Below are 7115 nucleotides of genomic sequence, written 5' to 3'. Positions count from 1 at the left end.
CCGGCCTTCGGCCCGGGAGCCGCGGGCCGGCCGGTCGGCGCCGGGTCCGGCGTTGGTCCCGGTGCTGGTCCCGGAGCGGGATCCGGTTGCAGCAGCAGGCCGGCGGCGCCGAGTTGCCGTACGGCGAACAGCACCGCGTACACCGGGCGCCCGAGCCTGCGCGCAAGCTCGACCGGGGTCGCGGTCGCGTCGGCGTTGAGGACGACCTCCCACTGCACCGCGTCCAGCACCACCCGGTGAGCGGTGATGCGCGGGCTGAGGGCGACAGGCTGCGAGTCCAGGCCGGCGGACGGCCACACGTTGTCCAACTGAGCCCTCCTGCGACGGCACTCGCGGAACAACCCTGCGACGTCGAAGTACCACTGGTCGCCGAGCCAGTGCCGGTCCCCTTCCTTGAAGCGGGGCCGGGTTCCCGTTGCGGCGAGCACGAACAACGAGGCGTCGAGGATGGCGCCGAGCACGCAGAACTGCAGCTCGCCGCGCGTCATCACGCCCTGGCGTACCAGTTCGTCGCCGCCGCCCGCCGACTGGCGGGCGCCGCGGATGGTGGAGGCGCCGACCCGCCCGGATGCGGTGAGGATGTCCTCCACGCCCGGCGTGCTCGCGCACTCCACGTAGCTCACCCGTCCGCCGGTGAGGTAGACGGTCCCGGTACGGCCGACCTTGAGCGAGCCCGTCGCACGATTCTTCGCCAGGTCGTTCAGGATGGCGTCCAACTGCTGGGAGGGGGACATGGCTCACGTCGTGATCAGCCGGCCAGAGATGGTCCGGAGGCGGTGACGCGCGAGCGCGAGGTTCGAGCGCTCCAGGTCGAGCCGCAGGTAGAGGAGCAACGACCCCCTCAGGGCCGTCTCCAGGGGCCTCAGCAGATGGTGGCCCTTGTCGGAGGTGACGATGACGTCCTCGACCCGCACCGTGCCGTCCGGAGAGGTGAACGCCAGCCCTTCCAGCGTCGCCCTCAGCGTCTCGCCGAGCGCGGCGGCCGACACCTGGGGGTCGAGGTGGGGCGCGGTGCGGCCGGTGGCGACGGCCGTGCCGCCGGGGTCCTCGATGACCAGTGCGTCCAGTGCACCGGGAATGGCCAGGATATCGGTGAGACATCCTTCGATATCGAGCACGGTGGACTCCTCGCCGGATGGTCCCTTCTGTCCCTTGCGCGGCCAACTCTAGGGAGCCCCTGACAACACCCCTTGCGAAGAATCATCCAGAAAAGCGGTGGGGTACAGGGATCTTTTTCCAGGTAGAAGGATTTATCGACGAGATTGCAGATATGGCGCCGAATGCAGCTCGGTATATTTACACATAAAGCGCGTTAAGGCATGCATCACACCGAGAACAGCTATGTCTGTGTGGCCCGATCCCGGCAGGCCTCGATCCGTACGGCGAGGCCGTCGGGCACCCCGCTCCAGGTCGGCCTCGCCGCCTCGGAGGAGGCGCTCGCGCATGGGAAGAACGCGGTGACGCTACCGTGAAGAGGTGGAGAGGATCCTGGTCAGCGCGTGTCTGGTAGGGCGTCCGGTGCGCTTCGACGGCCGCGCGAAGACCGTCGACGACGGGCCGCTCGCCGGGTGGCGTGCCGAGGGACGGCTGGTGCCCTTCTGCCCCGAGGTCGAGGGCGGGCTGCCCGTGCCGAGGCCGCCCGCGGAGATCGAGGGAGGCGTCGGCGGGGCGGCCGTGGTGGCCGGGATCGCGCGGATCCTGACCCCCGAGGGGGCCGACGTCACACGCCAATTCCTCGCCGGCGCCCACGCCGCGCTGGCCCAGGCGCGGTCCATGGGCATCAAGATGGCCATCCTCAAGGACGGCAGCCCCTCCTGCGGCAGCCTTCGCATCCACGACGGCACGTTCCGCGGGCGGGTCACCCCCGGGGCCGGGGTGACGACGGCCCTGCTGGAGGCGCACGGCATCCGCGTCTTCGGCGAGGACCGCGTCGCGGAGGCCGCCGCCTACCTCGGCGAGCTCGAACGGACGATCAGGGACTGACCGGGTCGGGGGCGGCGTCGTCGCCGATGAGGGCCTTCTCGTCCGGCTTGTACACCAGCACGGTGTCGACGTACGACCGGAGGGCCGCTTCGAGCCCGACTTCGCGGCCCGCCGCCTCCGACAGGAACCAGCGATGGTCGAGCACCTCGTGGAAGAGCTGCGCGGGCTCCAGCTTGCCGCGCAGCTCCAGGGGGATGGCGGTGACGGTCGGCTGGAAGGTCTCGGCGAACCAGCGGTGCGCGACGATCGCCTCGTCCTCGTGGCGCAGCCCTTTGGCGACCCTGAAGGAGTCGAGGTCGTTGAGCAGGCGCCTCGCCTGGTTCTCCTCGACGTCGAGCCCGGTGAGGCGCAGCAGGCGGCGCTGGTGGTGCCCGGCGTCCACGACTTTGGGCCGTACGATCAGCCGGGCGGTGCCGGCCTTACGCCTGACCATCATTTCGGCGACATCGAAACCGAGGGAGTTGAGCCGCCGGATCCGCTGGTCGATGAGATGCCATTCGACGTCCTCGACGATCTCCTCCTGCGTGAGCTCGTTCCAGAGCCGGTGATAGCGCTCGACGAGCTGCTCGGCGAATGTCAGAGGGTCGATCGAGGAATGCAGGAACCCGCCGGCCTCCAGATCGAGCATTTCCCCATAAATGTTGATATGTGCGACTTCAATGTCGTGACTGCGCTGGCCCTCGCTGATGACCGGGTGCAATTCGCCGGTCTCCGCGTCCACGAGGTACGCCGCGAAAGCCCCCGCGTCGCGCCTGAAGAGCGTGTTGCTCAGCGAGCAGTCGCCCCAGTAGAACCCGGCCAGGTGCAGGCGTACGAGCAGCACGGCCAGCGCGTCGAGCAGGCGGGTGAGCGTGTCGGGCCGCAGCGTGCCGGACAGCATCGCCCGGTAGGGCAGCGAGAACTGCAGGTGCCTGGTGATCAGGGCGGAGTCCAGCGGCTCGCCGTCGGGCGCCGTCCTTCCGGTGACCACCGCCACGGGCTCGACGGACGGGGTGTCGAGGCGGCTCAGATCCCACAGAAGCCGGTACTCGCGCTTGGCGTACCGCTCGCTGATCTCCTTGATCGCGTACACCCGTCCGGACAGCCGGACGAACCGGACGATGTGCCGGGAGATGCCGCGCGGCAGCATCACGAGGTGGTGCTCGGGCCAGTCTTCGAGGGGAAGCTCCCACGGCAGGCGGATGAGGTCGGGATCGCTGGGAGCGCCGGTCATCTGGAGCGGCAACCCTTTGCTCCTCGCATGTCGGGAATGTTGGATCCGACGCTAGCGGCTCCGCGAGTTCCGCCGCAGTCCGGTCCGCTCCGTGGACATTCTCGGAACCGGTCTCCTGAGTGGTCGTGGTGAACGCAGCGTGTCCGGAGATGGACCGAAAGTGATCGCTCCCGATCGCACGGGAGGTCGCAGGCCGGACCTGTGACGCTATGACGGGCCACTTCCACGCGACTGGTCTAGACCGGGTCAAAGGGGTGTCGATTCGGCCTCAATTTGCGTCAAGCTCAGGGCTATGACCTGTGCCGTTGTTACGTTACGGATGAGTTTCGGAGGACGCAGGTCATGCTCGTTTGTCGCAGGTCGTTTGCTGGTCGGCCACAGCTCGATCACGGGTTGGCCCATACCACTTGACGGTGTACGGGGATGGACGTACGTTCCTCAAACGTTTAGGAAACTTTCCTAATTGTTTGACCCATTCCTGGAGGGTTGCATGTCCAACTCCGCCGGCACGCCCCGAGAGATCACCCGGCGGCAGATGCTCCGCCGGATCGGCCTCACCGCGCTCGTCGCAGGACCCGCGGCAAGCGTTCTCAGCGCCTGCGCGACCAGCGGGGGCGGCTCCGCCGCCACCCCGACCGCCGCGGGCAGCGGCGCCGCGACCTCGGCGGCCAACCCCTTCGGGGTCAAGGCGGACGCCCCCCTCGAAGTCGTCATCTTCAAGGGCGGACTCGGTGACAGCTACGCCACCGACGTGCACGAGCCGCTGTACAAGAAGCTGTTCCCCAAGGCCACCGTCAAGCACGTCGCCACGCAGCAGATCGCCCAGACGCTGCAGCCCCGCTTCGCCAGCGGCGACGTCCCCGACTTCATCGCCAACTCCGGCTCCGACCTGATGGACAACGGCGCCCTGCAGACCGAGGGACAGCTTCTCGACCTCACCGCGCTGTTCGACGCGCCCTCCATCGACGATCCCAGCAAGAAGATCCGGGACACCCTGATCCCCGGCACCGTCGAGTCCGGCTTCATCGCCGGCAAGCCGTTCATCCTGAACTACGTTTCCAGCGGATACGGCCTCTGGTACAACGGCAAGCTCTTCCAGGAGAAGGGCTGGACCCCGCCGAAGACGTTCGACGAGTTCAAGACCCTCTGCGAGACGATCAAGAAGGCGGGCGTCACCCCGTACGCCTACGCCGGCAAGAACGCGTCGTACTACCAGTACTGGATGATCCTGATCACGGCCGCCAAGGTCGAGGGCAACCAGGTCCTGCTGGACATCGACAACCTGGCCGACGGAGCCTGGACGCGCGACTCGGTCAAGCAGTCGGCCGCCGCCTGGGCCGAGATCGGCAAGTTCATGGACAAGAGCTACGAAGGGCTCATCCACACCGAGGTCCAGACCCGGCAGAACGAGGACAAGGTCGCCCTGTACCCGTCGGGCTCGTGGCTGGAGAACGAGCAGAAGTCCAACACCCCGGACACGTTCGAGTACGCCGTGACGCCCACTCCGAGCCTCACCGCGGCCGACAAGATGCCGTTCGAGGCCATCCGCTCCGCCGCGGGTGAGCCGTACATCATCCCCGCCAAGGCCAAGAACACCGCCGGCGCGCTGGAGTACGCCCGCATCATGCTCTCCAAGGAGGGCGCGAAGGGCTTCACCCAGAAGTCGGGCAGCCTCACCGTCGTCAGCGGCGCCGCCGAGGGGCTCACGCTGTCCCCGGGCCTGAAGAGCGTCAACGACGCCCAGACGGCCGCGGGCGCCAACATCGTCACCTACAGCAGCTTCGAGAACTGGTACAAGGAGCTGGAGACCGAGCTGCGCAAGCAGACCAACTCGCTGATGTTCGGCCGCATCACGGCCGACCAGTTCTGCGCCAACATGCAGAAGAAGGCCGACGCGGTCAAGGCCGACTCCTCCATCACCAAGCAGAACCGGACGGTGTAGTCGATCATGCGGCATGGCGACGGCGGGTTCGCCGCAGGGCTGTCCTCGGCCAAGATGAGGAAGTACGGGTTCATCTTCTCCTTCCTCGCGGTCCCGTTGATCCTCTACGTGGTCTTCGTGATCAGCCCGTACGCTCAGGCGTTCTACATCTCGTTGACCAACTGGCGGGGTATCTCCGCGAACCCGCAGTTCATCGGGTTCGAGAACTTCACCCGCCTGCTGGACGACGACGTGTTCTGGGCCGCCGTCCGCCACCACGGCCTGCTGTTGCTCGCCATGCCGCTGATCACCATCGCCATCGCGTTGTTCTTCTCGTTCCTGCTGAACATCGGAGGGGGCAGCAGGGGCGGGAAGATGACCGGGGTCCGGGGAGCGAAGTTCTACCGGGTCGTCTACTTCTTTCCCCAGGTCCTGGCCGTGGCCGTCGTCGGCGTCCTGTTCCAGGCGATCTACCGGCCCGACGATACGGGCGTGCTGAACGGCCTGCTCGGCCTCGTCGGCATCGACAAGGTCGGCTGGCTGATCAACACCGACCTGGCCCTCTGGTCGATCATGGGTGTGATCGTCTGGCAGTCCGTCGGGTTCTACGTCGTCCTGTTCTCCGCCGGTATGTCGGCGATCCCCAGCGACGTCTTCGAGGCCGCGGCCCTCGACGGGGCCAACCGGTTCCGGCTCTTCTTCAGCATCACGCTGCCGCTGATCTGGGACACCATCCAGGTCGGCTGGGTGTACCTCGGCATCGCGGCGTTCGACTGCTTCGCGCTGGTGCAGGTGCTCTCGGTCGACCGCGGCGGGCCCGACAACGCGACCACGGTCCTGCCCCTGGAGATCTGGCGCACGGCGTTCACCTTCTCCAAGTTCGGTTACGCCTCCGCGATGGGCGTGGCCCTGTTCTTCCTGACCATCACGTTCGCGGCGCTCAGCCTGCGCGTGACGCGGCGCGAGAGGATCGAGCTCTGATGATGGCGACCCACACCGACACGGTCCGGGTGGCCAAGGCCCCGGCCGCGTCCACCCGGCGCCGGCAGCCGAGCCCTACGGGGGTCTTCGGCGCGCTCTCCCACGTGGCGCTCATCGTGTGGACGATCCTGGTCGTCGGTCCGATCCTGTGGACGTTCCTCGCCTCCTTCAAGACCAACCCCGAGATCGTCGGCGACGCGCCGCTTGCGCTGCCCGACAGCTTCAGCTGGGCATCCTGGGGACGGGCGTGGGAGAAGGCCCACATTGGGCGGTACATGCTGAACACCATCTTCGTGGTCGGCGTGAGCACGTTGTTCACCATGCTGTTCGGCTCCATGGCCGCGTACGTGCTGGCGCGCTACCGCTTCTTCGGCAACCGGGCGATCTACTACCTGTTCGTGTCGGGGCTGTCGTTCCCGGTGTTCCTCGCGCTGGTCCCGCTGTTCTTCGTGGTGCGCAACCTCGGACTGATCGACACCCACGCCGGCGTGATCCTGGTCTACATCGCCTACTCGCTGCCGTTCACCGTGTTCTTCCTGACGGCGTTCTTCAAGACGCTCCCCACCTCGGTGGCGGAGGCGGCGATGATGGACGGCGCCTCGCACACCCGCACGTTCTTCCAGATCATGGTGCCGATGGCCAAGCCGGGCCTGATCAGCATCACGATCTTCAACATCCTCGGCCAGTGGAACCAGTACCTGCTGCCCATCGTGCTGCTGTCGGGCGGCGTCGAGGACAAGTGGCTGATCACCCAGGGCATCGCCAACATCAACACCACCGCGGGGTACGAGGCCGACTGGCCCGGCCTGTTCGCGGCCCTCAGCATGGCGATCATCCCGATGCTGATCGTCTACATCGTCTTCCAGCGCCAGATCCAGTCCGGCCTCACCGCTGGGGCGGTCAAGTAGGTCGCAGAGGGAGAGCCGGTCCGATGTCACGGCGGGGATCGGTCCAGTAGGTCGGCGGTGGGGTCCGGTCCGGTCTCCCGATGGGCAGCCTCCGTAGGCCCTCAGCGAC

General features: G+C 67.2%; 8 protein-coding genes. 5 read left to right on the top strand and 3 right to left on the bottom strand.

The window, feature by feature from the left end:
- On the bottom strand, positions 1–734 hold a 734-nt coding region (locus tag ABD810_RS27115; protein ID WP_425566959.1), incomplete at its 3' end, for a hypothetical protein.
- Positions 735–737: 3 nt separating this feature from the next.
- Positions 738–1118 (bottom strand): roadblock/LC7 domain-containing protein, encoded by a 381-nt coding sequence (locus ABD810_RS27110; protein ID WP_344946312.1) that lies wholly within the window; start codon positions 1116–1118, stop codon positions 738–740.
- A 201-nt stretch (positions 1119–1319) separates the two neighbouring features.
- Here ABD810_RS27110 and ABD810_RS27105 point away from each other — a divergent pair, with 201 nt between their 5' ends.
- Both ABD810_RS27105 and ABD810_RS27100 read left to right on the top strand, forming a co-directional pair.
- Positions 1320–1472: a hypothetical protein gene (locus tag ABD810_RS27105; protein WP_344946309.1), complete on the top strand. Its 153-nt coding sequence runs from the start codon at positions 1320–1322 to the stop codon at positions 1470–1472.
- Positions 1473–1476: 4 nt separating this feature from the next.
- Positions 1477–1983 (top strand): 2-thiouracil desulfurase family protein, encoded by a 507-nt coding sequence (locus ABD810_RS27100; RefSeq protein ID WP_344946307.1) that lies wholly within the window; start codon positions 1477–1479, stop codon positions 1981–1983.
- Here the strand turns inward: ABD810_RS27100 and ABD810_RS27095 are convergent.
- Positions 1973–3208, bottom strand: coding sequence for a DUF4032 domain-containing protein (locus ABD810_RS27095; protein WP_344946304.1), 1236 nt, complete (start codon positions 3206–3208; stop codon positions 1973–1975). The genes ABD810_RS27100 and ABD810_RS27095 overlap by 11 nt on opposite strands.
- 478 nt (positions 3209–3686) lie before the next feature.
- Between ABD810_RS27095 and ngcE the strand changes: the two genes are divergently transcribed.
- The 3 genes from ngcE to ABD810_RS27080 are packed head-to-tail and all read left to right on the top strand — an operon-like array spanning position 3687 to position 7006.
- Entirely contained in the window at positions 3687–5138 is a 1452-nt protein-coding gene (gene ngcE / locus ABD810_RS27090) for an N-acetylglucosamine/diacetylchitobiose ABC transporter substrate-binding protein (RefSeq protein WP_344946301.1), read from the top strand.
- Positions 5139–5144: 6 nt separating this feature from the next.
- A complete protein-coding gene (locus tag ABD810_RS27085) occupies positions 5145–6098 on the top strand; it encodes a carbohydrate ABC transporter permease (RefSeq protein WP_344946298.1) in 954 nt (317 codons plus the stop codon).
- On the top strand, positions 6098–7006 hold the full coding sequence (locus ABD810_RS27080; protein WP_344946295.1) for a carbohydrate ABC transporter permease: 909 nt from the start codon (positions 6098–6100) through the stop codon (positions 7004–7006). The genes ABD810_RS27085 and ABD810_RS27080 overlap by 1 nt, the downstream gene beginning before the upstream one ends.
- The last annotated feature ends 109 nt before the right edge of the window (positions 7007–7115 follow it).

This window comes from Sphaerisporangium flaviroseum (genome assembly GCF_039537005.1).
Lineage (GTDB): Bacteria > Actinomycetota > Actinomycetes > Streptosporangiales > Streptosporangiaceae > Sphaerisporangium > Sphaerisporangium flaviroseum.
The sequence above is the reverse complement of the archived record's forward strand: the minus strand, read 5'-3'. Positions and strand labels throughout refer to the sequence as shown.